This window comes from Pseudomonas sp. S2_E01 (assembly GCF_054668365.1).
Window position 1 is genome coordinate 4,547,120 of record NZ_CP162762.1, and the last position, 24,365, is coordinate 4,571,484.

At 60.5% G+C, this 24,365-nt stretch carries 25 protein-coding genes; 3 read left to right on the forward strand and 22 right to left on the reverse strand.

Going from position 1 to position 24,365, the window contains the following annotated elements; genetic code table 11:
• Nucleotides 1-91: 91 nt before the first annotated feature.
• Nucleotides 92-640: a sugar ABC transporter ATPase gene (locus tag AB4O36_RS21125; protein ID WP_460117723.1), complete on the reverse strand. Its 549-nt coding sequence runs from the start codon at nucleotides 638-640 to the stop codon at nucleotides 92-94.
• 154 nt (nucleotides 641-794) lie between these two features.
• Nucleotides 795-1,562 (reverse strand): sulfite exporter TauE/SafE family protein, encoded by a 768-nt coding sequence (locus AB4O36_RS21130; RefSeq protein WP_460117725.1) that lies wholly within the window; start codon nucleotides 1,560-1,562, stop codon nucleotides 795-797.
• 63 nt (nucleotides 1,563-1,625) lie between these two features.
• On the opposite strand from AB4O36_RS21130, the gene xseA reads away from it, so the two are divergent.
• The 3 genes from xseA to leuA all read left to right on the forward strand — a co-directional run bounded on the left by xseA (nucleotide 1,626) and on the right by leuA (nucleotide 5,969).
• Entirely contained in the window at nucleotides 1,626-3,005 is a 1,380-nt protein-coding gene (xseA, locus tag AB4O36_RS21135; RefSeq protein ID WP_460117726.1) for an exodeoxyribonuclease VII large subunit, read from the forward strand.
• A gap of 3 nt (nucleotides 3,006-3,008) precedes the next feature.
• Entirely contained in the window at nucleotides 3,009-3,830 is an 822-nt protein-coding gene (locus AB4O36_RS21140; RefSeq protein ID WP_460140185.1) for a peptidoglycan DD-metalloendopeptidase family protein, read from the forward strand.
• Between the two features lie 459 nt (nucleotides 3,831-4,289).
• Nucleotides 4,290-5,969, forward strand: coding sequence for a 2-isopropylmalate synthase (gene leuA / locus AB4O36_RS21145; RefSeq protein WP_460140186.1), 1,680 nt, complete (start codon nucleotides 4,290-4,292; stop codon nucleotides 5,967-5,969).
• 175 nt (nucleotides 5,970-6,144) lie between these two features.
• On the opposite strand, the gene AB4O36_RS21150 is transcribed toward leuA, so the two are convergent.
• The 20 genes from AB4O36_RS21150 to cysE form a co-directional block, all read right to left on the reverse strand.
• Nucleotides 6,145-6,936: an amidohydrolase gene (locus tag AB4O36_RS21150; protein WP_460140187.1), complete on the reverse strand. Its 792-nt coding sequence runs from the start codon at nucleotides 6,934-6,936 to the stop codon at nucleotides 6,145-6,147.
• The gene (locus AB4O36_RS21155; protein WP_460140188.1) at nucleotides 6,924-8,072 is read right to left on the reverse strand and encodes a pyridoxal phosphate-dependent aminotransferase; all 1,149 of its coding nucleotides are present in this window, start codon (nucleotides 8,070-8,072) and stop codon (nucleotides 6,924-6,926) included. The genes AB4O36_RS21150 and AB4O36_RS21155 overlap by 13 nt, the downstream gene beginning before the upstream one ends.
• 140 nt (nucleotides 8,073-8,212) lie before the next feature.
• Nucleotides 8,213-9,682, reverse strand: coding sequence for a ribosome biogenesis GTPase Der (gene der, locus AB4O36_RS21160; protein ID WP_460140189.1), 1,470 nt, complete (start codon nucleotides 9,680-9,682; stop codon nucleotides 8,213-8,215).
• Between the two features lie 280 nt (nucleotides 9,683-9,962).
• Nucleotides 9,963-11,114, reverse strand: coding sequence for an outer membrane protein assembly factor BamB (gene bamB, locus AB4O36_RS21165; RefSeq protein ID WP_460117737.1), 1,152 nt, complete (start codon nucleotides 11,112-11,114; stop codon nucleotides 9,963-9,965).
• Complete coding sequence (locus AB4O36_RS21170; protein WP_460117739.1) at nucleotides 11,107-11,748, reverse strand: YfgM family protein; 642 nt, start codon at nucleotides 11,746-11,748, stop codon at nucleotides 11,107-11,109. Before AB4O36_RS21170 ends, bamB begins: the two co-directional genes overlap by 8 nt.
• Nucleotides 11,749-11,789: 41 nt before the next feature.
• A complete protein-coding gene (gene hisS, locus AB4O36_RS21175) occupies nucleotides 11,790-13,079 on the reverse strand; it encodes a histidine--tRNA ligase (protein ID WP_460117741.1) in 1,290 nt (429 codons plus the stop codon).
• Nucleotides 13,080-13,111: 32 nt separating this feature from the next.
• Nucleotides 13,112-14,221: a flavodoxin-dependent (E)-4-hydroxy-3-methylbut-2-enyl-diphosphate synthase gene (gene ispG, locus AB4O36_RS21180; RefSeq protein WP_460117743.1), complete on the reverse strand. Its 1,110-nt coding sequence runs from the start codon at nucleotides 14,219-14,221 to the stop codon at nucleotides 13,112-13,114.
• Between the two features lie 3 nt (nucleotides 14,222-14,224).
• Nucleotides 14,225-15,262 carry a RodZ domain-containing protein gene (locus tag AB4O36_RS21185; protein WP_460117745.1) on the reverse strand — a complete coding sequence of 346 codons (1,038 nt, stop codon included), beginning with the start codon at nucleotides 15,260-15,262 and terminating at the stop codon, nucleotides 14,225-14,227.
• Entirely contained in the window at nucleotides 15,262-16,020 is a 759-nt protein-coding gene (pilW, locus tag AB4O36_RS21190) for a type IV pilus biogenesis/stability protein PilW (protein WP_460117747.1), read from the reverse strand. The genes AB4O36_RS21185 and pilW overlap by 1 nt, the downstream gene beginning before the upstream one ends.
• A gap of 14 nt (nucleotides 16,021-16,034) precedes the next feature.
• The gene (rlmN, locus tag AB4O36_RS21195) at nucleotides 16,035-17,177 is read right to left on the reverse strand and encodes a dual-specificity RNA methyltransferase RlmN (RefSeq protein ID WP_460117749.1); all 1,143 of its coding nucleotides are present in this window, start codon (nucleotides 17,175-17,177) and stop codon (nucleotides 16,035-16,037) included.
• 29 nt (nucleotides 17,178-17,206) lie between these two features.
• A complete protein-coding gene (gene ndk, locus AB4O36_RS21200) occupies nucleotides 17,207-17,632 on the reverse strand; it encodes a nucleoside-diphosphate kinase (protein WP_192302616.1) in 426 nt (141 codons plus the stop codon).
• Nucleotides 17,633-17,720: 88 nt separating this feature from the next.
• Nucleotides 17,721-17,921, reverse strand: a complete 201-nt coding sequence (gene iscX, locus AB4O36_RS21205; RefSeq protein WP_460140190.1) for a Fe-S cluster assembly protein IscX — start codon at nucleotides 17,919-17,921, stop codon at nucleotides 17,721-17,723.
• A 14-nt stretch (nucleotides 17,922-17,935) separates the two neighbouring features.
• A complete protein-coding gene (fdx, locus tag AB4O36_RS21210) occupies nucleotides 17,936-18,277 on the reverse strand; it encodes an ISC system 2Fe-2S type ferredoxin (RefSeq protein ID WP_368557202.1) in 342 nt (113 codons plus the stop codon).
• 2 nt (nucleotides 18,278-18,279) lie between these two features.
• Complete coding sequence (gene hscA / locus AB4O36_RS21215; RefSeq protein WP_460140191.1) at nucleotides 18,280-20,142, reverse strand: Fe-S protein assembly chaperone HscA; 1,863 nt, start codon at nucleotides 20,140-20,142, stop codon at nucleotides 18,280-18,282.
• Between the two features lie 51 nt (nucleotides 20,143-20,193).
• Nucleotides 20,194-20,715 carry a co-chaperone HscB gene (gene hscB / locus AB4O36_RS21220; protein ID WP_460140192.1) on the reverse strand — a complete coding sequence of 174 codons (522 nt, stop codon included), beginning with the start codon at nucleotides 20,713-20,715 and terminating at the stop codon, nucleotides 20,194-20,196.
• Nucleotides 20,716-20,723: 8 nt separating this feature from the next.
• Nucleotides 20,724-21,047: an iron-sulfur cluster assembly protein IscA gene (gene iscA, locus AB4O36_RS21225; protein ID WP_028620147.1), complete on the reverse strand. Its 324-nt coding sequence runs from the start codon at nucleotides 21,045-21,047 to the stop codon at nucleotides 20,724-20,726.
• A 33-nt stretch (nucleotides 21,048-21,080) separates the two neighbouring features.
• Entirely contained in the window at nucleotides 21,081-21,467 is a 387-nt protein-coding gene (gene iscU / locus AB4O36_RS21230; RefSeq protein WP_003443374.1) for a Fe-S cluster assembly scaffold IscU, read from the reverse strand.
• An 82-nt stretch (nucleotides 21,468-21,549) separates the two neighbouring features.
• On the reverse strand, nucleotides 21,550-22,764 hold the full coding sequence (locus AB4O36_RS21235; protein ID WP_460117757.1) for an IscS subfamily cysteine desulfurase: 1,215 nt from the start codon (nucleotides 22,762-22,764) through the stop codon (nucleotides 21,550-21,552).
• Between the two features lie 51 nt (nucleotides 22,765-22,815).
• Nucleotides 22,816-23,307 (reverse strand): Fe-S cluster assembly transcriptional regulator IscR, encoded by a 492-nt coding sequence (gene iscR / locus AB4O36_RS21240; protein ID WP_192302621.1) that lies wholly within the window; start codon nucleotides 23,305-23,307, stop codon nucleotides 22,816-22,818.
• A 275-nt stretch (nucleotides 23,308-23,582) separates the two neighbouring features.
• Nucleotides 23,583-24,362 (reverse strand): serine O-acetyltransferase, encoded by a 780-nt coding sequence (cysE, locus tag AB4O36_RS21245; protein ID WP_460117759.1) that lies wholly within the window; start codon nucleotides 24,360-24,362, stop codon nucleotides 23,583-23,585.
• Nucleotides 24,363-24,365: the final 3 nt, after the last annotated feature.

Sequence of the window (24,365 nt, forward strand, 5' to 3'; positions counted from 1 at the left end):
TATAGTCAGACACCCTGCCCTGTTCAATGTAAAACTCTGTCTATATTCGATGTGGTGATCGACGGAGCTTTTCCCGGCCCAAAGCGCCTGTTTAGAGCTCGACCTTGACGCAACTGACAGGCTGGTCCAGCCAGTCGGCAAACTCGTCGAGAAAGCTTTGCTTGAACCCGGCCTCGGCCCAGTTGTTGAAGATGAAACCCAGGTTGGAAAACCCGCATTCCTGCAGGAACAGAAAGCCATTGATGTCGTCTTCATGACCGCATTCGGGGCAGGTGAAGTTATCGGTGCGCCCCGGCATCCAGTCTTCCAGGCTTTCGAACAGCGCCTCGCCGACTTCCTGGCGGCACTCGGCGCAGCCCGCCTCCCCCAGGAACCCCTTGGCCGGCGTGTAAATGCAGCGTTTGGTGACGATCTCCAGGCCATTGACCGGCTCGCCAAACGGAAGCGCCTCGGGGTGCAGCACCACGGCGCGGGCCCCCTCGGCAATGGCGTGCCCCATGCGGTTGCCGGTACGCCCACAGGTGGTCAACTCTTCGTGGATGATGTTCTTGCGCACCAGCCAGCGCACGATTGCCCGAGCCCGGGGCTCGTGAACCGGCAAGGTGGAGATTTTCGGGACGATGATGCTTTGGGAGTTCATGGGGTGGGCCTGGCGCATTTGCAGTGTTCGGACTGACGCCATCGCGGGCAAGCCCGCTCCCACAGGGTTCAGCGGCGTTCACAAAACCTGTGGGAGCGGGCTTGCCCGCGATGAGGCCCTAAAGGCCGGCAGCTTAATCCCTGACACCCAGAGGTCAAGTGCTCAGGTACCGCCCGATCAAGGCAATCCCGCTGGCCAGCACCAACCAGGTCACCAGCCGCACGAACGCCTCGCGGGACAGGCGCATGGTCAGCCGTCGCCCGATCCACAAGCCCAGCGCCATGGCCGGCAGCAAGCACACCGCCAACACCAACAAGCGTAGCTCGGCATACACCCCCGCGACGACGAACAGACTCAACCGAACCACGGTGCTGCAACTGATCAGCGCACTCTGGGTGGCCCGCGCGGCTTCTTTCGACAGGCGGCTGTTGAGGTAGATCGCGTAGAGAAACCCGCCACTGCCGAACAGCGCACCAAACATCCCGCCGATCGTGCCCATCGGCACCGCCCAGGCGGCCGAGAGCTCGGCCGGGCGGGCTTTGACCCACAGGCTGTAAATGGCGTAGGCACTGATGAACAGCCCCATCAACAGCAGCAACACATCAGAATGCAGGTTCAGCAGGAAAATTACCCCCAGCGTGCACCCGATCGCCATGCACGGCAGCAGCCGCAGCAACTCGGGCCGTGCCACATCCCTGCGCGAAGGCAGCAAGTTGCCGAATGCCGCGATGAAATCCAGCAGCACCAGCAACGGCACGATCTTGGACAACGGCATGAACAGAATCAGAATCGGCCCTGCCACCAGCGCGGTGCCAAAACCAGCGATGCCGAACACGATGTAGGCCAGGGCAATGCCGAGGCCGATCACCAGCCAATCCGTGAGGCCGAAGGGCCATTGCTGTAACAGTTCGAGCAGATTCATTGGGTGTCATCCTTGAGTTCGGCGCCTACTTTACCCGTTCAGCGAATCCTTTAAACTGCGCCCATGATTAAAGATCCCTTTGCAAGACTCGGCCTGGACCGGGAAGTCCTGACCGTCAGCCAGCTCAATGGCCGCGCGCGGGTGTTGCTGGAAGATGTGTTCAGCAATATCTGGGTCGAAGGCGAAATCTCCAACCTCGCCCGCCCGGCGTCCGGGCACGTGTACTTCACCCTCAAGGACAGCGGCGCCCAGGTGCGTTGCGCATTGTTCCGCCAGAACGCACAGCGCGTGCGCCAGGCGTTGAAGGATGGCCTGGCGGTGAAGGTGCGCGGCAAGGTTTCGCTGTTCGAAGGCCGTGGCGATTATCAGTTGATCCTCGACACCGTGGAACCCGCCGGTGACGGTGCGCTGCGCCTGGCTTTCGATGCCCTGAAAGAAAAGCTCAGCGCCGAAGGCCTGTTCAGTGCCGAACGCAAGGTGCCGCTGCCCGCGCATCCGCAACGCATCGGCATCATCAGCTCGCCCACCGGCGCGGTAATTCGCGACATCATCAGCGTATTCCGCCGCCGCGCGCCGCAGGTGCAATTGACGCTGATCCCCACCGCCGTGCAAGGCCGCGAAGCCACCGCGCAGATCGTCCGCGCGCTGAAGCTGGCGGACGCCCGTGGTTTCGATGCCTTGATCCTGGCCCGTGGCGGCGGCTCGCTGGAAGACCTTTGGTGCTTCAACGAAGAAGCCGTGGCCCGCGCCGTGGGTGCCTGCGTGACGCCAATTGTCAGTGCCGTCGGCCATGAAACCGATGTGTCCATCAGCGACTTCGTCGCCGACGTTCGCGCCCCGACGCCGTCGGCTGCCGCCGAGCTGCTCGCCCCGGACTCCAGCCATCTGGTGCGTCAGGTCGAAAGCCTGCATCGCCGGCTGGTGATGCGCATGCGCGACCGCTTGATGCGTGAGCGCTTGCGCCTCGAAGGCGTTTCCCGCCGCCTGCGCCACCCTGGCGAACGCCTTCGCCAGCAGGCTCAGCGCCTGGATGATCTGGACATGCGCATGCGCCGCGCCTTCGAGCGCAGCCTCAATACCCGTCGCGAACGGCTGATGCGCCTGGAAACCCGCCTCGCCGGGCAACACCCAGGACGCCAGCTGGCGATGCTGCGCCAACGCCTGGACAGCCTCGCCGAACGTTTGCCTCGGGCCATGCGCGAAGGGCTCAAGGATCGCCGTCAACAACTGCACGCGCAGATGCAGACGCTACACGTGGTCAGCCCGTTGGCGACCTTGGGCCGTGGCTACAGCATTCTGCTGGACGAGCGCGGCAATGCCATCCGCAACGCCGCGCAAACCCACAACGGCCAGCGCCTGAAAGCCAAACTCGGCGAAGGCGAACTGCAAGTGCGGGTCGAAGACAATCACCTGACGCCCGTCACCCTTTCTTTACTGGACTGATCCATGCCGCGCTTTTTAGCTTCGCTGCTCTTGCTGTGCCTGACCTTCAACGCCCATGCCGACAGCTACATCACCCGGCTGCTCAACAAACCGGTGCCGGGCGGCGTGGCCGTGATCGATCTGGGCACCGCTGCGCAGACACCAACCGCCAGTTATCAGGGCAAACCGGTACTGGTGGTCAAGGAGCAGGACAACTGGCGCGCCATCGTCGGTGTGCCATTGACGGTCAAGCCGGGCGTGCAGTCCATCAGCAGCGGCGGTCGCACCCTCAACTTCAGCGTTGGCAGCAAGAAGTACCCGGAACAGCGCATCACCCTGAAGAACACCCAGCAGGTCAATCCAGATCAGAGCAACCTCAAGCGCATCGAGCGCGAACTGGCCGAGCAGATCGCCGCCTATCGCACCTTCAGCCCGAACACACCGAGCAACCTACTGCTGGACAAGCCGGTCAACGGCCCGCTGTCGAGCAAGTTCGGCGTGCGCCGCTTCTTCAACGGCGAAGAACGCAACCCGCACTCCGGCCTGGATTTCGCGGTGCCCGCCGGCACACCGATCAAAACCCCGGCCGCTGGCAAGGTGATCCTGATCGGCAATTACTTCTTCAACGGCAACACCGTGTTCGTCGACCATGGCCAGGGCTTCATCAGCATGTTCTGCCACATGTCGAAAATCGACGTGAAGGTCGGCCAACAGCTGGCTCGCGGTGGCGTGGTGGGCAAGGTCGGGGCTACCGGGCGAGCGACCGGGCCGCACATGCACTGGAATGTCAGCCTGAATGATGCGCGGGTGGATCCGGCGATTTTTATTGGGGCTTTCCAGCCTTAGTTTGTGGGTGAGCTTGCAGGCCTCATCGCGAGCAAGCTCGCTCCTACAGGGGGGCCGGGTGAACAGAAGAGTTGTGCCCACCACCGACCACTGTAGGAGCGGGCTTGCCCGCGATGGGGCCAGCAGGCTCACGCAAAAACCAAATTGCGGACGCCAGATCATCAGCGCAATCATCCACGCCCCAAACCCTCCAAGCCGCGATAAAATCGCGACAAAAACCCTAAAAGCAGAACTTCTCCCAATTTTTTTCCACTGCTTGCCATCCTTTCCCCTCGCGGTTAGGGTTGAGGGCATGAAAACCTCTCACACCCTCATTCAGCTTCGCCAGCACCGCAGCCTGTGCCTAGTCAGCGCACGACTGCCGGGCTGAATCGCGACGCCTCGTCCTACGCTTTTCCCCTAGAACAGTTCCACCGGGCAGGCCGCCTCTTCTCGGCCCACACAACAAGGATTACTGCGATGAGCATGCTCAAAGACCCGTCTTCGAAATACCGCGCGTTCCCGGCCATCAACCTCCCGGACCGCACCTGGCCGTCGAAAACCATCACCGAGGTGCCGATCTGGTGCAGCTCCGACCTGCGTGACGGCAACCAGTCGCTGATCGAACCGATGGACGCGGCGAAGAAACTGCGCTTCTGGAAAACCCTGGTGCAGGTCGGCGTGAAGGAAATCGAGGCCTCGTTCCCGGCCGCTTCGCAAACCGACTTCGACTTCGTGCGCACTCTGATCGAAGACGGCCACATCCCGGACGACACCACCATCCAGGTGCTGACCCAGGGCCGTGAAGACCTGATCGCGCGGACCTTCGAGTCCCTGCGCGGGGCGAAGAAAGCCATCGTTCACCTGTACAACGCCACCTCCCCTTCCTTCCGTCGCATCGTCTTCAACCAGGACAAGGACGGCATCAAGGAAATCGCCGTGAGCGCGGCCAAGCTGTTCGTCAAATACGCCGCCCAGCAGCCGGAAACCGAGTGGACGTTCGAATACTCGCCGGAAACCTTCAGCGCCACCGAACTGGAATTCGCCAAGGAAGTCTGCGACGCGGTGATCGAGGTGTGGAACCCGACGCCTGAGCACAAGATGATCCTCAACCTGCCGGCCACCGTGGAATGCGCGACCCCGAACATCTACGCTGACCAGATCGAATGGTTCGGCCGTCACATCAACCGTCGTGACAGCGTGATCATCAGCCTGCACACCCACAACGACCGTGGCACTGGCGTTGCAGCCACCGAGCTGGGCCTGATGGCCGGCGCCGATCGCGTCGAAGGCTGCCTGTTCGGCAACGGCGAGCGCACCGGTAACGTCGACCTGGTCACCGTGGCACTGAACATGTACACCCAGGGCCTGAACCCTGAGCTGGACTTCTCCGACATCGACGGCGTGCGCAAGGTCGTCGAAGAGTGCAACCAGATCCAGGTGCACCCACGTCACCCGTACGTCGGCGACCTGGTTCACACCGCGTTCTCCGGCTCGCACCAGGACGCCATCCGCAAGGGCTTCGCCCAGCAGAAACCGGACGCCCTCTGGGAAGTGCCGTACCTGCCGATCGATCCGGCCGACATCGGTCGCAGCTACGAGGCGGTCATCCGCGTCAACAGCCAGTCGGGCAAGGGTGGTATCGCCTACCTGCTGGAGCAGGAATACGGCATCAGCTTGCCACGTCGCATGCAGATCGAGTTCAGCCAGGTCGTGCAGCGCGAAACCGATCGCCTGGGCCTGGAAATGACGGCCCAGCAAATCCACGGTCTGCTGCACAGCGAATACTTGCAGGCCAACACTCCGTATGCGCTGGTCAGCCATCGTCTGCAGGAGGAAAACGGTCACAGCGCCGTGGAAGTGGAAGTGTCCAGCAAAGGCCAGGGCGAGACCAATCTGCACTGGCGCGGCAAGGGCAACGGTGCACTGGAAGCCCTGGTGGCCGGCTTGCCGGTACCGGTGGAGATCATGGACTACAACGAACACGCCATCGGCGCGGGCACCCACGCCAAGGCGGCGGCCTACATCGAACTGCGGGTGAACGGCGAGCGTGCGGTGCATGGCGTTGGCATCGATGAAAACATCACCACGGCCAGCTTCAAGGCACTGTTCAGCGCGCTGAACCGTTCGCTGAGCCAGACTGAGGCGAAGGCGGCGTAAGCAGTCGCTGTAATACAAAAGGCCCCTGGGTGTGAACCTTGGGGCCTTTTTGTTGGGCGGGTGATTTCGGTGGCCTTGAAGGCCTCATCGCGAGCAAACTCGCTCCTACAGGGTACTCATATAACCTGTAGGAGCGAGCCTGCCCGCGATGGCAGCCCGTCAGACAACCAGAATCTCAGGTGAATTCGAACGTGTCAGCATCCAGATTCGCTGGAAACCGAGTCCGGTACGCCTGCAGCTCTGCCGCATCCAGCACCACCTTGAACACGCCATCCGCATCCCCGGCGCTGAGCAAGGTCTCACCCTGGAAGTCCAGCACCTGGCTGTCGCCGGTGTAGGCAAAGCCCTTGCCGTCGGTGCCAATGCGGTTCACCGCTGCCACATAACACAGGTTTTCAATCGCACGGGCCGGCAGCAAGCGATTCCAGTGCTGGCGCCGGGCTCCCGGCCAGTTCGCCGTGTACAACAACAGATCGGTGTCCTGGGCATCGCGACTCCAAACAGGGAAGCGCAGGTCGTAGCAAATCAGGGGCCGCACCCGCCAACCCTTTAGCTCGAATTGCACCTGGCGTTCACCTGGGGTGTAGTGGTTGTGCTCCCCCGCCATGCGGAACAAGTGGCGCTTGTCGTAGTGCCAGACTTCGCCGTCCGGACGAGCCCACAGCAGCCGGTTGCGATGGCTGCCGTCGCCAGCCTGAACGATCACACTGCCAGTGATCACAGCATCGAGCTTTGCGGCCTGGGCGCGCAGCCATTTGCTGGTGGGGCCGTTTTCCGCTTCGGCGAGTGTTTCAGATTCCATCGAGAAACCCGTGGTGAACATCTCGGGCAGGATGATCAGGTCCGCCCCCCGCGCCTGCTCCAGCAACGGCTCGAAGTGATCGAGGTTCGCCTGCCGGTCATGCCAGGCCAGGGTGGTCTGGATCAGCGCAATGTTCAGGTTGGGCAATGCACTCAGATCACGCATAGTTTTGCCGCTGCTTCTCGCAGGGTCTCCTCGCGCTTGGCAAAGCACAGGCGCACCACGCGCTGGCCTTGCGGTGGGGTCTGGTAGAACACCGAGATCGGGATGCTCGCCACGCCGTGCTCGCGGGTCATCCACAGCGACATCTCGACGTCATTGAGGTCCGGGCGAATCTGCGAGTAATCGACCAATTGGAAGTAGGTGCCGGTCACCCGGGTAAAGCTGAAACGCGACGGCGTCAACAGATCACAGAACAGGTCGCGCTTGGCCTGATAAAAGCCCGGCAACTCATCGATGTGTTCCGGGTGCTCGGCCATGAAATCGGCGAGGGCGAATTGCAGCGGCGTCACGCCGCAGAAGCTCACGTATTGATGGACCTTGCGCAGCTCTGCCGTGAGGGCCGGCGGCGCGACCACATAGCCGGTTTTCCAACCGGTAACGTGATAGGTCTTGCCGAACGAACTGACCACGAAGGCGCGCTGATAGAGCTCTTCATGGTTCAACACACTGACGTGGGGCACGCCATCGAACACCAGGTGTTCGTAGACTTCATCGCTGACCAGATAGATATCGCGATCACGAATCAGGTCCGCCAACTGGTCCAACTCGGCACGACTGATCAACGCACCGCTCGGGTTGTGTGGCGTGTTCAGCACAATCATGCGAGTGCGCGGGGTGATGGCTGCCGCGAGCCGTTCAAAGTCGATGGAAAAGTCATTCAGGCCCAGTTGCACGTGCACGCAACGGCCACCGGCCAGCTCCACCGACGGCTCGTAGCTGTCGTAGGCAGGGTCGAACACAATCACCTCGTCGCCGCTGTGGATAACTGCCTGAATCGCACAGAAGATCGCCTGGGTGGCACCGGGGGTGATGGTGACTTCATGATCGGCATCGACCTGCACGCCATAGCTGCGAGCAATCTTGGCCGATACCTGCTGACGCAGCGCCGGCAAACCGGTCATGGGCGAATATTGGTTATGGCCTTGGGCAATGTGCCGGCCGACCGCATCGCACAACGCCTGCGGTGCGTCGAAATCGGGGAAACCCTGGGACAGGTTGATCGCCCCGGTCTGCGCCGCGAGCTGAGACATCTGAGTGAAAATAGTGACGCCGACATTCGGCAACTTACTGGTGATCATCGGTGGGCCTCGGCAGGTGAGCCCCAAGTTTCAAGCGACAAGCCGCAAGCGGTCAAGCCTCAAAGTCCCACCCACAAAAAAGGGCCCCCGCTGAGGACCCTCTTTTGCTTTCACTTGAAGCTTGCCGCTCGAAGCTGCCCCTATTTCTTATCGCGGCGCTTCTTGTCAGCCTTCTTGTGGTGCGACATCAAACGACGCTTCTTGTTGACCTGGCGGTCGGTCAGCGAGTTCTTGTTGCCTTCGTACGGGTTCTCACCGCCCTTGAACTCGATGCGAATCGGCGTACCGACCAGCTTCAAGACACGGCGATAAGTATTTTCCAGGTAGCGCACGTAAGACTTCGGTACCTTCTCGATCTGGTTACCGTGAATCACGATGATCGGCGGGTTGGCGCCACCCAAGTGGGCATAACGCAGCTTGATCCGGCGGCTGTTGACCATCGGCGGCTGGTGCTCGGTGACCGCGTCTTCGAGAATCTGGGTCAGGCGACTGGTTGGCCAGCGGGTAACCGCCGACTTGAACGAGTTCTGTACCGAGGCGTACAGGTTACCCACGCCCGTGCCGTGCAGCGCCGAGATGAAGTGGATGTCGGCGAATTCGACGAAGAACAGCCGACGTTGCAACTCGATCTTCACGAAATCACGTTCACTCGGCGTCATGCCGTCCCACTTGTTGATCGCGATGACCAGCGCACGACCCGCTTCCAGGGCAAAGCCCAGCAGGTTGAGGTCGTGGTCCACCACGCCTTCGCGGGCGTCCATGACGAAGATCACCACGTTGGCGTCTTTGATCGCCTGCAGGGTTTTGACCACGGAGAATTTTTCGACTTCTTCGTGGATCTTGCCGCGCTTGCGCACACCAGCGGTGTCGATCAGCGTGTACTTCTCTTCGTTACGCTCGAAGGGAATGTAGATGCTGTCGCGAGTGGTGCCGGGTTGGTCATAGACGATGACCCGATCTTCACCGAGCATACGGTTGACCAGCGTCGACTTGCCGACGTTCGGGCGACCGATGATGGCGATCTTGATCCCGTCTTTTTCGCTCGGACCAGGAATGCGCTTGGCTTCTTCGCCTTCGGCTACTTCCTCTTCCTCACCTTCTTCCTGCTCGTCATCGTCTTTCGGGAAGTCGCTCAGGGCTGTTTCCAGCATCTGCGTGATACCGCGACCGTGGGCACCGGCGATCGGGATCGCGTGCCCCATGCCCAGCGGGGCGAACTCGGCGCGGGCCATCTCAGGGTCGATGTTGTCGACCTTGTTGGCTACCACGTAAGAACGCTTGTTACGCTTGCGCAGATGCTCGGCGATCATCTGGTCGGCGGCGGTGAAACCCGCCTTGGCGTCGACCAGAAACAGGACAACATCCGCTTCTTCAATGGCCAGCAGCGACTGCTCGGCCATTTTTTCGTCCATACCGTGCTCGTCACCAGAGATACCGCCGGTGTCGATCAGAATGTAGGAACGCCCTTGCCACTTGGCCTCACCGTACTGGCGATCACGGGTCAGACCGGACAAGTCGCCGACGATGGCGTCGCGAGTCCTGGTCAGGCGGTTGAACAAGGTGGACTTGCCGACGTTCGGTCGACCCACCAGGGCGATTACGGGAACCATGCGGCTCTCCACTTCGTTATTTCAGAAAATACAAAAGCCGCTGCTAGGCAGCGGCTGGTGCTCGTGGGCTTCCCCGGCACGCCTGCGATCCCTGTACCTGTAGGAGCGAGCTTGCTCGCGATGAACGCACAGACACCGCGTTCATCCAGGACGCCAGCATTATCCTGACGTCCATCGCGACGGTTCGACGCCTCGACAAGCTCGCTCCTACAGTGACAGTTACAGCTACAGTCGTGCCGACAGGTATAGCCGCCTGGGGTATCACCCCCAAGCATAGTTGTTACTTGATGGTCAGGGCTTCCAGTTTGCCGCTGTTGCCATACACATAAATCATGTTATCTACCACCAGCGGACGGGCACGCAGGCCGTCGCTGTCGATACGCTCGCGACCAACGAAACGGCCGTCGACCTGGCTCAGCAGGTGCAGGTAACCTTCCAGGTCACCCACTGCAACGTAGCTGGAGAACACTTCCGGCGCCGACAGTTGACGGCGAGCCAGAGCGTCGTTGCTCCACAACGCGGTGGTCGAACGCTCGTCGATGCCTTCTACCGTGCCCGAAGACAGGCTGACATAGACGTTACCGAAACCCTGGGCCAGGCCGGCGTAGCTGGAAGCATCACGCTGCCACAGCGGACGGCCGCTTTCCAGGTCGATGGCCGCTACGCGACCCTGGTAGCTGGCAACATACAACGTACCGCCGGACAGCAGCAGGCCACCATCGATGTCCACCACGCGTTCCAGTTCCGAACGACCTTGTGGAACCGCAACCCGTTGTTCCCATACCGGCACGCCGTTGGAAATGTCCAGAGCGACGACTTTACCCGTCGACAGACCGGCTACCGCCATGCGGTTGGTGACGATCGGCGCACTGGTGCCGCGCAGGGTCAGGACCGCCGGAGTGCTGTCATACAACCAGCGCTGGTTACCGGTAGCGGCGTCCAGGCCGATCACGCGATCGTCCTGGGTCTGCACCACGACAACGTCACCGTTGTTGGCCGGTGGCGCGAGTACTTCGCTGGACACGCGAGCGCGCCATTTCTCTTCACCGTTGACCGAATCCAGCGCAACGATTTCGCCTTTGGTCGTACCGATCAGGAGCAAGCCGTAACCCACGCCAACGGCGCCGGAAACAGGCAGTTCGAGATCTTTTTTCCAGATGACATCACCGTTCATGCGGTCCATCGCCACCACCACGCCCGTTACGTCGGCGGCGTAGATAGTGCTGCCTTCAACTGCCGGAACGAGCATGTTGTAGGTTTCGCCCTGACCGTCACCGATCGAACGACTCCACTGCTTCTGCAAAACCACTTCTTCTTTGAAGTCGGTCAGTTCAGCCGGTGGCAATTCTTTTTTGCTGTTGCTGCTGCAACCCGCGGCCAGAATGGCCAGAGCCAGCAATGCTGCATGTTTCCAACGGATCACGTCACGCATCCCCTTTGGCCAGGTCGTCCAGCTTGATTTGTAGGCCACCGACTGCCGCTTCATCCGACAGTGCCGCCTTGGCTTTTTGATACGCCGTGTTCGCTTCGTCGGTACGACCCAGCTGCACCAGCAAGTCGCCCTTGAGCTCTTCGCGAGTGGCCAGGAACGACTTGTCGGCATCGCCTTCGAGCAGTTTCAGGGCTTCATCGGCCTTGTTCTGCGCACCCAGCACCTGCGCCAGGCGCTGACGGGCGATTTCACCCAGTGCCGGGTTGGCGGGTTTGGCAACAATGGCTTTCAGCTCGCTGGCTGCGTCGTCCAGCTTGCCGCTGTCGACCGCGACTTTCGCCACGAACAGGCTGCCATACTGCGCGTAGGCACTGCCGCCGAATTCGCTGTTGAGCTTGCCGGCCAGGTCCGAAACACGTGCCGCATCCGGTTTGCCGTCAGGCGTCAGCGTGGTTTCGAGCAATTGCTGATAGAGCACCGAAGCGCCTTGCGACTGGTTGCTCTGATACTTCTGAAAAGCCTGCCAGCCGAACACAATGACCAGCGCCAACAGGCCGCCAGTGACCAGGGGCTTGCCGTTGCGTGACCACCAGTCCTTCAAATCCGCCAGCTGTTCGTCTTCGGTACTCGACACCCCAATACTCCTTAATCGCTAAATCGGCTGTTTAGACAGCTTCAACCCTGCACGACGCAGGTGGCCAGGTGTGCGGCAAGCGCATCCCAGGCAATGCTTTGTTGTTCGCCCTGGCCACGCAGGGGTTTGAAACCTACCACTTGCTGGGCCATTTCGTCGTCACCGAGAATCAATGCAAACAGCGCACCGCTCTTGTCGGCTTTCTTGAACTGGCTTTTGAAGCTGCCGGCGCCGGCATTCACTTGCAGGCGCAGGTTGGGCAGTTGATCACGCACACGCTCGGCCAGTTTCAGCCCAGCCAATTCGGCTTCTTCACCGAAGGCGCAGAGGTAAACGTCGACCTGGCGGGAGATCTCTTGCGGGATCTGCTCCAGGGTTTCCAGCAGAAGCACCAGGCGCTCGATGCCCATGGCGAAACCTACGCCCGGGGTCGGCTTGCCGCCCATCTGCTCTACCAGACCGTCGTAACGGCCGCCGGCACACACGGTGCCCTGGGCGCCCAACTGGTCGGTGACCCATTCGAAAACGGTCTTGCTGTAGTAATCCAGCCCGCGTACCAGCTTCGGATTGATCACATACGGAATGCCGGCTGCATCGAGACGAGCCTTGAGGCCCTCGAAATGCGCGCGGGATTCGTCGTCCAGGTAGTCGGCCATTTTCGGCGCATCGACCAGGATGGCCTGCGTGTCAGCGTTCTTGGTGTCCAGGACCCGTAGTGGGTTGGTCTTCAGACGACGCTGGCTGTCTTCGTCGAGCTTGTCCATGTGCTGGGACAGGAACGCCACCAGCGCCTCGCGATAACGGCCACGGGACTCGCTGGTGCCCAGGCTGTTGAGTTCGAGCTTGACCGCATCACGGATGCCCAGCTCGCCCCACAGGCGCCAGGTCAATACGATCAGTTCGGCGTCGATGTCCGGACCGTCGAGGTTGAACACTTCGACACCGATCTGGTGGAACTGGCGATAACGGCCTTTTTGCGGGCGCTCGTGGCGGAACATCGGACCGATGTACCACAGCTTCTGCACTTGGCCACCGCCGGTGATGCCGTGCTCGAGCACGGCACGCACGCAGGCCGCCGTGCCTTCAGGGCGCAGGGTCAGGGAATCGCCGTTGCGGTCGTCGAAGGTGTACATCTCCTTTTCGACGATGTCGGTCACTTCGCCGATCGAGCGCTTGAACAGCTCGGTGAACTCGACGATCGGCATGCGGATCTGCTTGTAACCGTAGTTATCCAGCAGGCGCGCAACGGTGCCTTCGAAGTGACGCCACAGGGGAGTCTGTTCGGGCAGGATGTCGTTCATGCCACGAATGGCTTGCAGAGACTTGCTCACTATCAATCCTTAAATTCGTTGGGCCGTCGGGCTCAGCCGCGCGCGATAAGCGCAGCGTCAGCTTCGACCTTTTCGGCCGCTTTCTCGCGGATCAAGCGTTCGAGCTCATCCACCAGATTGTCATTCGTCAGTTTCTGCGACGGCTTGCCGTCGATGTAAATCAGGTTCGGCGTGCCGCCGGTCAAGCCCACGTGGGCTTCCTTGGCTTCGCCCGGCCCGTTGACCACGCAACCGATCACCGCCACATCCAGCGGCACCAGCAGGTCTTCAAGACGTCCTTCCAGTTCGTTCATGGTCTTGACCACATCGAAGTTCTGCCGCGAGCAGCTCGGGCAGGCGATGAAGTTGATGCCACGGGAACGCAGGTGCAGCGATTTGAGGATGTCGTACCCGACTTTCACTTCCTCGACCGGGTCAGCGGCCAGCGAGATGCGGATAGTATCGCCAATCCCTTCGGCGAGCAGCATACCGAGGCCCACCGCGGATTTCACCGTGCCCGAACGCAAACCACCGGCTTCGGTGATGCCCAGGTGCAAGGGTTGGACGATTTCCTTCGCCAGCAGGCGATAAGCCTCGACGGCCATGAACACGTCGGAGGCCTTCACGCTAACCTTGAAGTCCTGGAAATTCAGGCGTTCCAGGTGCTCGACGTGACGCAGCGCAGACTCGACCAGCGCGGCCGGGGTCGGCTCGCCGTATTTCTTTTGCAGGTCTTTTTCCAGCGAACCGGCATTGACGCCGATGCGGATCGGAATGCCGCGGTCGCGGGCGGCATCGACCACCGCACGCACACGGTCTTCACGACCGATGTTGCCGGGGTTGATCCGCAGGCAATCGACGCCCAGTTCGGCCACGCGCAAGGCAATGCGGTAGTCGAAGTGAATGTCGGCCACTAATGGCACTTTGACCAGTTGTTTGATCTTGCCGAACGCCTCGGCGGCATCCATGTCCGGCACGGACACGCGCACGATGTCGACGCCAGCGGCCTCCAGGCGATTGATCTGGGCGACGGTAGCCGCTACGTCGTTGGTGTCGCTGTTGGTCATGCTTTGCACAGCGATAGGCGCATCGCCGCCCACGGGCACGTTACCCACCCAGATCTTGCGTGATTCGCGACGTTTGATTGGAGATTCGCCGTGCATGACTTATTGACCCAACTTCAGGCGAGCAGTCTCGCCACTGGTGAACGGAGTGACATCAACCGACTGACCGTTGTAGCTGACCTGCGCGCCACGGGCATACCCCAGACGCACGGTAAACGGTGGCTTGCCGCTGAGGCTGGCACTGTCGCCTTTACGCTTGAGACCGCTGAGCAGCACCTTGCCTGCGCCATCGGTGACTTGCGTCCAGCAATCGGCGGTGAATTGCAGTTGCACCTGACCCTGGCCTGCGGTGGTGGCAGCGGCTGTCTGGGCTGGAATGGTCGGCGTCACCGCAGCCGTCGCAGGCGGCGTCGAGACCACTGGAGCGGTCGGAGCAGGCGCAACCGGCGTGGTGACCGCTGGTGCAGCGTTGTGTGTCGGTGCGGCAGGGGCCGGCGCTGCTGGCGCAACCGGAGCAGTCGGCTCAGCGGAAGGGGTTGCCGCTTCTGCCGGCGCTTGAGCCGAGGTCTCGGCTTGCGGCAATGCAAGGGCGGTGGAGTTGTCAGTCTGGGCTTCGGCAACAGCCTGGTCTTCCGGCTCGTCCAGCGGGTGAATCTGAGTAGTGCCGTCCGCGCCTTCGACTTCAACGTGTTCCGGGGTCAGGCTGATCAGGTCCTTGGTGCGCAGCGATGTCTGATCCTGCCACCAGACAAAACCGCCGCCGATCACGGCGATCAGCAGCAACAGGCTGACGATACGCAAAATGGTGTGGGAAACCCGCACCGGCTCTTCGATTCGCCCCAAGGCGTGGACACTGCTGCCTTGGGAGTCGGTGCCGGTGGATTGGTCGAACTGCTGGACCAGAACGGTCTGGTCCATGCCCAGCAATTTGGCATAAGCGCGAATGTAACCGCGAGCGAAGGTATGCCCAGGCAGCTTGTCGAAAGCGCCTGCTTCAAGGTTGCTCAATGAGGTAACCGTGAGGTTGAGCTTGAGGGCCACTTCGGCCAGCGACCAGCCATTGCTTTCGCGGGCCTGGCGCAAAGTCTCACCGGGGTTAACGCGATTCGCTGCTACAACTTCAGGATGCGCCGCTTTCATCATTGCTCCGACAGGTATTGCTGATATTCCGGCGTACCGGGATAGAGTCGTTTGAGTTGCAGGCCGTAACTGGCGGCCTTGTCGCGATCTTCAAATACTTTTGCCAACCGAACGCCAAGCAACAGACTACGTGCATTTTGCTCGGTGAGCTGGCTGAAACGGTCGTAGTAGTCACGCGCCGGCACATAATGCCTGTCTTCGTAAGACAACTCAGCCATTTCCAGCAAGGCACGGGGTTGTTGTTGATTCAAACGCAGGGCTTTATCCAGTTGCTGCTGGGCCAACTCACGCTGGCCCATCATGGAAGCGGTCATCCCCAGGTTCTCGAACACCCGCGATCGCTCAGGATACAAGGTATCGGCGGCGGCTTGTTCGAAGCGTTCGTACGCCTCCTTGAAGCGCTTCTGCTCGTAGAGGAAACTGCCGTAGTTATTGAGGATTCGTGCGTCCTTGGGGCTGGCCGACAGCGCCTTGCGAAAGTGCTCGTCCGCCAGCTCCGGCTCCCGTTCGGCCTGGAACACCAGCCCCAGCGCCGCATTGGCGTCCGGATCCGAACTGTCCAGCTCCAGCGCCTTCTTCAACGGCACCTTGGCGCGCTCGGTCATGCCCTGCTGGAGGTAGCCCAGGCCCAATTGCACATAGGCAACCCGCGCCTCGTCACGCCCCTTGCTGGTCTTCATCGGGTTGTAATCGCCCGACAGGACGCAGCCAGTGCAAAGACTGGCCAACAGCACAAGCAGCGCGAAGCGCAGGGACATGGAGATCCTCTCTATTATTTCGCGGCGTTTTGCGCCATATCGCTGTCGGCGCTCAATTCGCGCACGGCAATATAACGTTCGCTGCGACGGGTGCGATCCAGCACCTGCCCTACCAATTGACCGCAGGCGGCGTCGATGTCCTCACCACGGGTGGTGCGCACGGTGACGTTGAAACCTGCATGATGAAGCTGATCCTGGAAACGACGAATCGCGTTGTTGCTCGGACGCTCGTAACCGGAATGCGGGAACGGGTTGAACGGAATCAGGTTGATCTTGCACGGGATGTTCTTGAGCAACTCGATCATTTCCACGGCGTGCTCAAGCTTGTCGTTGACGTCCTTGAGCAGGGTGTACTCGATGGTCAGCACACGCTTCTCGCCGAGGGCGGACATGTAACGCTGACAGGATTCGAGCAACATCTTAAGCGGATATTTCTTGTTGATCGGCACCAATTGGTTACGCAATGCGTCATTCGGTGCGTGCAGGGACAACGCCAGCGAGACGTCGATGTGCTTGGACAGCTCATCGATCATCGGCACCACGCCGGAGGTCGACAGGGTCACGCGGCGCTTGGAAATGCCGTAGCCCAGGTCGTCCATCATCAGGTGCATGGCCGCAATGACGTTGTCGAAGTTCAGCAGCGGCTCACCCATGCCCATCATCACCACGTTGGTGATGGCACGGTCGACGGTCGCCGGGACGCTGCCAAAGGATTTGTTGGCAATCCACACCTGGCCGATGACTTCGGCGGCGGTGAGGTTGCTGTTGAAGCCTTGCTTGCCGGTGGAGCAGAAACTGCAATCCAGGGCACAGCCTGCCTGGGACGAAACGCACAAGGTGCCGCGTTTGCCCTGGGGAATGTACACGGTCTCGACGCAGCTGCCGGACGCCACGCGCACCACCCATTTACGGGTGCCGTCGCTGGAGATGTCCTCGCTGACCACTTCGGGGCCGCGAACTTCAGCAACAGCCTTGAGCTTTTCGCGCAGGGCCTTGCTGACGTTCGTCATGGCGTCGAAATCATCGACGCCAAAGTGGTGAATCCATTTCATTACCTGACCGGCACGGAAACGCTTCTCCCCGATTGAGTCGAAGAATTTCTCCATTTCCGGCTGGGTAAGCCCCAGCAGGTTGGTTTTTACAGTCGATGTCGTCATGGATTCACCTTCACTCTTTAAGCCAATGCTTAGCGAGTGGTTACTTCAGTAGCTGCGAAGAAGTATGCGATTTCGCGAGCAGCAGCGGCTTCGGAGTCCGAACCGTGTACAGCGTTGGCGTCGATCGATTCAGCGAAGTCAGCACGGATAGTGCCGGCAGCCGCTTCTTTAGGGTTGGTAGCGCCCATCAGCTCACGGTTGCGAGCGATGGCGTTTTCGCCTTCCAGAACCTGAACGACAACCGGACCGGAGGTCATGAAGGCAACCAGGTCGCCGAAGAAACCACGAGCGCTATGCTCAGCGTAGAAGCCTTCAGCTTCGGCTTTGGACAGTTGCTTCAGTTTCGAAGCTACAACGCGCAGGCCGGCTTTTTCGAAACGGGTGGTGATCTCGCCGATCACGTTTTTAGCAACGGCGTCAGGCTTGATGATGGAGAAAGTGCGTTGAACAGCCATGGTGTAACTCCAGAAACGGTAATTTGTGAAAAATTAAACCCGCGAATTATACGCGGGTTCTTGGGTATTGCCTAACCTGCAGCGTGGCTCAGTCGCGTTCTTCGATCCAGTTGGCCTGAATGGCCTCGAGGATCTTTTCGCCACAATTTTCAGGCTTGTCGTCGAACTCGGGCAATTCCATCACCCATTTACGCAGATCGACGAAGTTGACCGACATTGGATCAACTTCAGGTTTGCTTTCAGCCAGCTGGATAGCAATTTCCAGCACATCAGTCCACTTGAGACTCATGATAGTTCCTTGAATCAGTGCGGCGCTTCGGCGGCGTGGTTGAGCGAGTATTTCGGAATCTCGACGGTCAGGTCTTCAGTCCCGACAATGGCCTGACAGGCCAGGCGCGATTGCGCTTCCAGGCCCCACGCGCGGTCGAGGAAATCTTCCTCGAGCTCATCCGCCTCTTCCAGCGAATCGAACCCTTCGCGAACGATGCAGTGACAGGTGGTGCAGGCGCAGACGCCACCACAGGCACTTTCCATCTCGATATGGTGCTCATGGGCCAGATCGAGGATAGACGTACCGGGCTCAGCCTCCACAACCATGCCTTCGGGGCAAAACTTTTCGTGTGGCAGAAAAATGACCTGCGGCATCGTTATTCCTCAATCTCATTCAGGTTGCGACCCGCCAGCGCGGCTTTCACCGTCGAATCCAGGCGGCGGGCGGCAAAGGCGTCGGTCACTTGCGACAGACGCTTGGTCTGCTGCTCGATGGCATAACCATCGGTGCCTTTCATCAGTTCGGTCAGTTCCTGCACCTGCATGTCGATGACCATGCGCTCCTCGGCATCGAGCAGACGCTCGCCGTCCGCATCAAGCGCAGCCTGCACCGCCTCGATCAGGCGCTGGGCGTCGACCTGCTGCTCACGCAACACACGAGCGACCTTGTCATCATTGGCGTGCTGGAACGAATCCTTGAGCATCTTGGCGATTTCGCCGTCGGTCAGACCGTAGGACGGCTTGACCTGAATGCTGGCTTCAACGCCCGACCCCATTTCCCGGGCCGAAACGCTGAGCAGGCCATCGGCGTCGACCTGGAAGGTCACGCGGATTTTCGCCGCACCCGCCACCATGGCAGGAATGCCGCGCAATTCGAAACGCGCCAGGGAACGGCAGTCGCTGATCAACTCCCGCTCGCCCTGCAACACGTGAATCGCCATGGCCGACTGGCCATCCTTGTACGTGGTGAAGTCCTGGGCACGGGCGACGGGGATGGTGGTGTTGCGCGGAATCACCTTCTCCATGAGGCCGCCCATGGTTTCCAGCCCCAGGGACAACGGAATCACGTCGAGCAGCAGCAATTCGCCGCCATCACGCTTGTTGCCAGCCAACGTATCGGCCTGGATCGCGGCCCCAATGGCCACCACTTGATCCGGATCGATTTCGGTCAGCGGCTGACGACCAAAGGCTTCGGCGACCGCTTCACGCACACGAGGTACGCGGGTGGAGCCACCGACCATGACCACGGCGTGCACGTCTTCCAGTTCCACACCGGAGTCACGCACGGCGCGTCGGCAGGCCTTGAGGCTGCGGGCGACCATCGGCTCGATCAGCGCATTGAAGGCTTCGCGGGTCAGTTCGGCCTTCCAGTTGCCATAGACGACTTCAACCGACGCCGCATCGGTCAGCGCCTCTTTGGCCGCGCAAGCGGTTTGCAGCAGATTGCGTTGCGCGCCCGGATCGAGGTCGGCGGACAAACCGGCATTGGTGATGATCCAGCCAGCGATGGCGTGGTCGAAGTCATCGCCACCCAGGGCGCTGTCGCCACCGGTGGCCAGCACTTCGAAGACGCCGCCAGTCAGGCGCAAAATGGAAATATCGAAGGTGCCGCCGCCCAGGTCGTAGATCGCGACCAGGCCTTCGGCATGTTGATCCAGGCCATACGCCACGGCAGCAGCGGTCGGCTCGTTGAGCAGGCGCAGCACATTCAGGCCGGCGAGTTTCGCCGCATCCTTGGTGGCCTGGCGCTGAGCGTCATCGAAGTACGCCGGCACGGTGATCACCGCACCGACCAATTCACCACCCAGGGTGGCCTCGGCGCGCAAGCGCAGCACCTTGAGGATATCGGCGGAGACTTCGACCGGGCTTTTGGGACCCTGCACGGTATCGATGAACGGCATGTGCGACTCGCCGCCGACAAAGCGATACGGCAGTTGCTCGCCCAATTGCTTGACGTCGGACAGACCACGACCCATCAAGCGCTTGACCGACAGCACGGTGTTCAGCGGATCGGCAGAGGCGGCAAGCTTGGCCGACTCGCCGACTTCGACGCGGTCGGCGTGGTAGCGCACGGCGGACGGCAGGATGACCTGCCCGTCAGCATCGGCCAGCGGCTCGGAAAGACCACTGCGTAATGCAGCGACCAGCGAATTGGTAGTACCCAAGTCGATCCCCACAGCCAGGCGACGCTGGTGCGGTTGAGGACTTTGGCCGGGTTCGGCGATCTGCAGTAGGGCCATCGTGATCAGGACTTATCTGTATATCAGGCGTGCGACCGGAGCGGCACTGGGTTAATCGTCGAGGCGCTCTTCTAACTGGCGCACTTCGTAGGTCAGCTTGTCGAGGAACTGCATGCGTCGCATCAGGCGCTCGGCGCGCTCGCGGTGCTCGGCATCGTTCCAGCAAGCGGCGAAACTTTGGTTCAGTTCTTCCTGGGCGGACTTGAGACGACGCTTGAACGCGGCAACACCGGCTAGATCGGCGCTGTCCTGCAGGTCTTCAAGCTCTTCGCGCAACTCCATCTGTTGCAGGAGAAACTCCGGATCATGCACCGTGACTTCCAGCGGCAGCTCGCCACCGTTCAACGCGAGCAGGTAACGCGCGCGCTTGGGAGGGCTTTTGAGCGTCTGGTAGGCCTCATTGAGGCTTGCCGACTGCTCCAGCGCCAGGCGCTGCTCGCGCTCGGAAGCGTCCGCAAAACGATCCGGGTGAACATTGCGCGCCAACTCACGGTAGCGCGTAGCCAACTGATCGAGGTCCAGGTTGAAACTCGGTTGCAGCTCGAATAAAGCGAAATGGCAAGGAGTACCCACGACAAGCCTCAGATGTTGAAGCTTTCGCCGCAGCCACATTCACCGCGCACGTTGGGGTTGTTGAACTTGAAGCCTTCGTTCAACCCTTCCTTGACGAAATCGAGCTCGGTACCGTCAAGGTACGAGAGGCTCTTGGGATCGATAATCACTTTCTCGCCGTGACTCTCGAAAACCTGATCCTCCGCAACCACCTCGTCGACAAACTCCAGCACGTAGGCAAGGCCGGAACAGCCTGTGGTGCGAACACCCAGACGAATCCCTTCACCTTTGCCGCGCCCGTCGAGGGAGCGTCGCACGTGTCGAGCAGCCGCTTCTGTCATGCTGATAGCCATCGGTGACTCCTTACTCGTCGCAAACCTGGAAAATCAGATCAAGCCTTTCTTCTGCTTGTAGTCGCGGACGGCGGCCTTGATGGCGTCTTCGGCGAGTACGGAGCAGTGAATTTTCACTGGCGGCAGGGCCAGTTCTTCGGCCAGCTGAGTGTTCTTGATGGTCTCTGCTTCATCCAGAGTCTTGCCTTTCATCCACTCGGTCGCCAGGGAGCTGGAGGCGATGGCCGAACCGCAGCCGTAAGTCTTGAACTTGGCGTCTTCGATGATGCCTTGTTCGTTGACCTTGATCTGCAGGCGCATCACATCGCCGCACGCCGGAGCGCCGACCATGCCAGTGCCAACATCCGGATCTTCCGCGTCCATCTTGCCGACGTTGCGCGGGTTTTCGTAGTGGTCGATGACCTTTTCGCTGTAAGCCATGGTACTTATTCCTCACTCATCAGAGAGTCGCTCTTTGGGCCCCGGAACATCGGTCGCGGGGCTGGTTCGCGGCGACTTGAAATCAGTGTGCCGCCCACTCGATTTTCGAAATGTCGACACCGTCTTTATACATGTCCCACAGCGGCGACAGTGCGCGCAGCTTGGTAACGGCCTCGCAGACTTTCTGCGCGGCGTAGTCGATTTCTTCTTCGGTGGTGAAACGACCGAAGGTGAAACGGATCGAGCTGTGTGCCAGTTCGTCGTTGCGGCCCAGGGCGCGCAGCACGTACGAAGGCTCCAGGGACGCCGAGGTGCAGGCCGAACCGGAGGAAACCGCCAGGTCCTTGAGGGCCATGATCAGCGATTCGCCTTCAACGTAGTTGAAACTCAGGTTGAGGTTGTGCGGAACGCGGGCGGTCAGGCTGCCGTTGACGTACAGCTCTTCCAGGCCTTCGACCTGTTTGAAGAAACGGTCGCTCAGGGCCTTGATGCGCACGTTTTCGGCAGCCATGTCTTCCTTGGCTACACGGAACGCTTCACCCATGCCGACGATCTGGTGGGTCGCCAGGGTGCCCGAACGCATGCCGCGCTCGTGACCGCCGCCGTGCATGGTCGCTTCGATGCGCACGCGAGGCTTGCGGCTCACGTACAGCGCGCCGATGCCTTTAGGGCCATAAGTCTTGTGGGCAGAGAACGACATCATGTCGACTTTCAGCTTCTGCAGGTCGATATCGACCTTGCCAGTGGACTGAGCGGCGTCGACGTGGAACAGGATGCCCCTGGAGCGGGTCAGCTCGCCGATGGCGGCGATGTCGTTGACGGTGCCGATCTCGTTGTTCACGTGCATGATCGAAACCAGGATGGTGTCATCACGCAGGTTGGCTTCGATCATCGCCGGGGTGATCAGGCCGTCTTCCTGAGGTTCGATGTAGGTCACTTCGAAACCTTCACGCTCCAGTTGGCGCATGGTGTCCAGGACAGCCTTGTGCTCGATCTTGGAGGTGATCAGGTGCTTGCCTTTGGTGGCGTAGAAATGTGCCGCACCCTTGATTGCCAGGTTGTCGGACTCGGTGGCACCGGAAGTCCAGACGATTTCACGCGGGTCGGCATTGACCAGGTCAGCCACTTGGCGACGGGCGTTTTCGACCGATTCTTCGGCTTTCCAGCCAAACACGTGGGAGCGGGACGCTGGGTTACCGAAGTTTCCGTCGACCAGCAGGCATTCACTCATTTTTTGCGCAACACGCGGATCAACCGGGGTGGTCGCAGAGTAATCAAGGTAAATCGGCAATTTCATGGACTTTCTCCTAAATCAGGCTGGCTGGCACGCCGTTAGCTCTAATGGCTGTCATTCGACGGCGGACGCTTCAATCTTGTCCAGGCGTGGCGCCTTGCTGTTGCAACGGCGTTGGTCCTGACGCATGGCTACTTCTTGTACCTCACGGCGAGTGACAAGATCAGCCAAGCTGATACCGCTCAGAAATTCGTGAATCTGCAGGCTCAGGTCGCACCACAAGTGGTGAGTCAGGCAGGTGTCACCGGAATGGCAATCGCCCTGGCCCTGGCACTTGGTGGCATCCACCGATTCGTTCACCGCATCGATCACCTGGGCCACCTGGATGCCCTGCATGTCGCGGGACAGTTGGTAGCCGCCGCCCGGACCCCGCACGCTCGACACCAGATTGCTGCGGCGCAACTTGGCAAAAAGCTGTTCGAGGTAGGACAGGGAGATGCCTTGGCGCTCGGAGATATCGGCGAGGGACACAGGCCCGTGCTGCGCATGTAACGCCAGGTCAAGCATGGCGGTCACGGCGTATCGGCCTTTTGTAGTCAGTCGCATGGACAGTTACCACGGAGTTTCGGAATTGAGGCGAGTATGCAATTCCCGAGTATTTAAGTCAACTATAAGACCTAGTACTTTAGTCAGGTTTACCCGCAAAACAGCGCGCAAATCATAGCAAAGGCTGGGGGTGTAGGGCCAGCGAATGCTCAACCCATTCCTCTGTAGGAGCGAGCAGGCTCGCGATGGTCGCCAACGATAACGCTGGACACCTGACACCCAGCGGTGCCTGAGACTCCATCGCGAGCATGCTTGCTCCTACAGGCTGGTGGTGATCAGCTCGCCTGGGTCTGGTCTTTGTCTTTTACGCAGGCAAAATCTTCTTCGCGCAGCTCAGGCAGGTCTTTCGCACAATAGTTGCTGCCCAGTTCAGTCAGCGCACCGCACATGCCCTCCAGGCGACCATCGACGGCTTGCAAGTGATCGAGCAATTGGTTGATGGCGCGCGCCACCGGGTCCGGCATGTCTTCGCCGCCAACGCCATAGGCATCGAAGCCGATCTTCTCGGCCATGGCCTTGCGCCGGGCATCCTGTTCTTCGTCCGACTTGACGATGATCCGTCCCGGAATACCGACCACGGTCGCCCCGGCCGGTACTGCCTTGGTCACCACGGCGTTGGAACCGACCTTGGCCCCGGCGCCCACGGTGAACGGGCCGAGCACCTTGGCGCCCGCCCCCACCACCACGCCATCTTCCAGGGTCGGGTGACGCTTGCCCTTGTTCCAACTGGTGCCGCCCAGGGTCACACCCTGGTAAATCGTCACGTCATCGCCGATCTCGGCGGTTTCGCCGATCACGATGCCCATGCCATGGTCGATAAAGAATCGACGGCCTACCTTCGCACCCGGATGGATCTCGATCCCGGTCAAAAAACGACCAAAGTTCGACACCAGGCGCGCCAGCCATTTCAGGTCTGCACGCCACAACACCGACGACAAACGGTGAATCCAGATGGCATGCATGCCCGGGTAGCAGGTCAGGACTTCAAAAGCGTTACGCGCCGCCGGGTCACGATGGAAAACACTCTGGATATCTTCACGCAAACGCTCGAACATCTT